This window comes from Enterobacter sp. 50793107 (assembly GCF_001463365.1).
GTDB classification, from domain to species: domain Bacteria; phylum Pseudomonadota; class Gammaproteobacteria; order Enterobacterales; family Enterobacteriaceae; genus Enterobacter; species Enterobacter cloacae.
In genome coordinates this window covers 1-3,360 of the sequence record NZ_LNII01000127.1, presented here as the reverse complement: position 1 = coordinate 3,360, position 3,360 = coordinate 1, and the positions used below count along the sequence as shown (strand labels likewise).

At 48.0% G+C, this 3,360-nt stretch carries 3 protein-coding genes; 2 read left to right on the top strand and 1 reads right to left on the bottom strand.

Annotation, left to right across the window (positions count from 1 at the left end):
• The first annotated feature begins 390 nt into the window (after positions 1-390).
• Together silE and APU11_RS16865 are read left to right on the top strand one after the other, a co-directional pair.
• Positions 391-822, top strand: coding sequence for a silver-binding protein SilE (gene silE, locus APU11_RS16870; RefSeq protein WP_000790485.1), 432 nt, complete (start codon positions 391-393; stop codon positions 820-822).
• A 147-nt stretch (positions 823-969) separates the two neighbouring features.
• Entirely contained in the window at positions 970-1,320 is a 351-nt protein-coding gene (locus APU11_RS16865; protein WP_000647571.1) for a DUF305 domain-containing protein, read from the top strand.
• A gap of 168 nt (positions 1,321-1,488) precedes the next feature.
• On the opposite strand, the gene APU11_RS16860 is transcribed toward APU11_RS16865, so the two are convergent.
• Positions 1,489-3,315 carry an AAA family ATPase gene (locus APU11_RS16860; RefSeq protein WP_001239413.1) on the bottom strand — a complete coding sequence of 609 codons (1,827 nt, stop codon included), beginning with the start codon at positions 3,313-3,315 and terminating at the stop codon, positions 1,489-1,491.
• Between the last annotated feature and the right edge of the window lie 45 nt (positions 3,316-3,360).

Here is a 3,360-nt window from a genome sequence, read left to right as displayed (position 1 = left end):
CACGCATCGGCCTTGCGATTGTGAAGTCAATCGTGGAAGCACATCACGGAAGAGTGCAGGTGGAATCGGACGTACACTCAACGCGTTTTATCTTATCCGTGCCCAGACTGGAGAAAATGATTCCGGACACCCAGTGCTGGGAATAAAGATTTAAATGACAAAGATGTCATTAGCCTGTCATGCAGCAAACAGAAGCCATTCGATATAATTAGTGCAACTTATCAGGAAGGCTGGATTGCTTTATCAATATCCGGCGTCAGTGGACGCCAGGAAATGAATATCCAGTCCTCTCCCGGAGAAATAAACACTTCCGAACCTGTTTCAGTTATGGAACTGAAAACACCGGTTGTACTCCCCCGGACATCACTAATTAAGAAATGGAGAGTTATCATGAAAAATATCGTATTAGCATCCTTGCTGGGCTTTGGCTTAATTTCTTCGGCCTGGGCCACTGAAACCGTGAATATCCATGAGCGGGTCAACAATGCACAGGCACCTGCTCACCAGATGCAGTCTGCTGCGGCTCCTGTCGGGATCCAGGGGACTGCACCTCGTATGGCCGGTATGGACCAGCATGAACAGGCCATTATTGCTCATGAAACCATGACGAACGGGTCGGCGGATGCGCACCAGAAAATGGTGGAAAGTCATCAGAGGATGATGGGAAGTCAGACCGTTTCCCCTACCGGGCCGTCGAAGTCATTAGCGGCAATGAATGAGCATGAAAGAGCTGCAGTTGCCCATGAATTTATGAATAACGGTCAGTCTGGCCCACATCAGGCCATGGCCGAAGCGCATCGTCGCATGCTCAGTGCAGGCTGACGGCGAGGGAAGTATCTGTGCTGTCCTTATTTCCTTGATAGATTTTTCCGTAACCGGATATATGGCAACATCTTTGCCCCCTACAGGGGGCATTTTTATCAGATTCTGCTACAGTTAACGGGCATCAACGCTAAAAGGATATTTTTTATGAAAGCCAGAAACACTTTATTTGCAGTATTAATGTTATCCCTGCCAGCGATTTCAGCAGAACATTCAGAAATGAAAATGACTGATATGTCTACCTCGGCTTCGTCACAGGAATATATGGCTGGCATGAAAGACATGCATGACAAAATGATGGCTGCCGTAAATGAGTCCGATCCCGACAAGGCTTTTGCGAAAGGCATGGTAGCGCACCATGAAGGGGCAATAGCAATGGCTGAGACCGAGCTCAAATACGGAAAAGATCCGAAAATGAGAAAGCTCGCGCAGGACATCATTAAAGCTCAAAAAGGTGAAATTGAGCAGATGAATAAATGGCTTGATAGTCAAAAGTAAACATTGTAGAAATGTCACGACAAGCGTGATTTTACATCGTTCCTGGGCGCGGGAGTCGGTTAATCTTTATATAATTCAAACCCGATTAATTGCGGGTTTTTACTACTCTGTACTCCGGTCCTTTGTTGAGGACCGGAATATAAGCACCTGAGATGCTTATTTAATACATTATCTCGTCATGGATACAATGTCGCTCAGGATCTCAACCAGCTCGCTTCTCTCCTGCGTTCCGTCATGATAGGTTGATCTTGAGATGATTCTTTCTGATGTCATCTGAGGCCAGAATTTATCTAGTACATTATCGGGTTTCATTCCCACAGCCCGGCCGATTATTTTTTTAGCGTCACAGGTGTCCGTAAACGTGACGGCTACACCAGTAATTTCCTCGATAAGATCCGGGCACAGATAGTTTTCTATCTCACGTTTGCGCGTAGCGAAAAATACCTTACCGGCCTCCTCTACTTCTTTTTTACGCTTCTGGATGGACAGAACCTGTGCAGGGTCTCCCCCAATATCGGAGTCCAGAAATACGCACCAGGGAAGCCCCAGATCTTTGGCCAGATTCAATGTAACCCAGTGTTTGACGCTACCACACCCTCCTATGAGGACTGGCACTATTTTCACGTCCTCCAGAGAGGCTGGCAGCGCACCTGACTGTTTTAATGAACTGGCCGCATGCCTCAGGAAAGTAACATCCGACTTTCCCTCTACCAGAACAATCCCCTGCGCCCTTTCCATACCGGTCTCTGGCAGCACCCCCAGGCTTTCAGTGGCTTCCTTCAGCACTGCGTCATCCGGCATTTTTACTACGGGTTCACCCGCCTCATTTCGGGTAACATAACGTACGCCTTCGACAGGGATTAATCCGGCCAGCGCCGGGACATGGGTGGTGACGATAATCTGACGGTGCGGCTGGCCTGCCAGTGCCAGTAACGCTTTCATCAGCATCATCTGATAGTTCGGATGCTGTGACGTTTCAGGCTCCTCTATGGCATAAATCACATTTCTGGGCGTCCCCGCGACATTCTTTTCAGCCTCAGCCCGAAAAAAATTCAACAGGATAAGCCTCCTTATCCCGCTGCCGCGCTTATTGATGGGGATGCCATTTTCCCCGTCCAGGGTGAAATTGAAGGTCCACTTGGGTTTCTCCTTAAATCGTGGAGTCAGTTCACTGGCGAGTTCGGGGGCCATTTCACGTAATTTATCCAGCGTTCTCTGTGCGACATCCAGGACGCTGTCCTGAATCTCATTTTCCAGCGCTGTAATTTTGTCCTGCAGCGCAGCCTGAGCGTCTTTTACGGCCTGCTGTAAGGGGTTTTTAGCTTCGGAATCCCCGTCGCTGCTTTCCCTGTCGGCTTTGAAAATCGCATACGTGGGCAGCAAATCGAGGATCTTACCCCATAATGATTTTGTGTCGGTTCCGAACTCTTTATCGACATCCAGCATAATTTCCGAACAGGTATAGGGGGCTGCGGCTTCCCTGATGGCCTGACGCCATAACGATGCAGTGCGTTTATCCGCCACATTTTTTTCAACTTCTTTTCCCACCGCCTTGAGCTCAGAAATTTTCATGCCCAGTAAATTTCTCAGGGGCTCCTCATCCGGGTGGATGCAGCGGATGCAGGTCTGCTCCGGTTTTCCTGAGGTCGTTGCTTTAAACGTTTTGACGATTTCAAAATTGCCGTCCTCATTCAGCAGATGTTCTGAGGCGAGCGTGGTCTGCACCCTGTCGTCGATCATGATAAAATCGGGCAGGTCATCAAATTCACAGGCTATTTCAAAACGGCCGTCCCCTTCTCTTAGGCTGAAACAGTTCATGTCATTCTTGTCAGCCTTCATTCCTTCTGTTTCAAAAAAAATAGCCAGCGCTTCCAGAAGCGTTGATTTCCCAAAGTCATTACGACCGACAATACCCGTCATGCTTTCATCAATAATGATTTCAGTAGAGTTTTTGTAGCCTCTGAAGTTTTTCAGTTTTAATTTTCTGAGCCGCATATGAAGTCCTGTGTGTAAGAAAGCGTTTTGCTGCAACCTGAATAC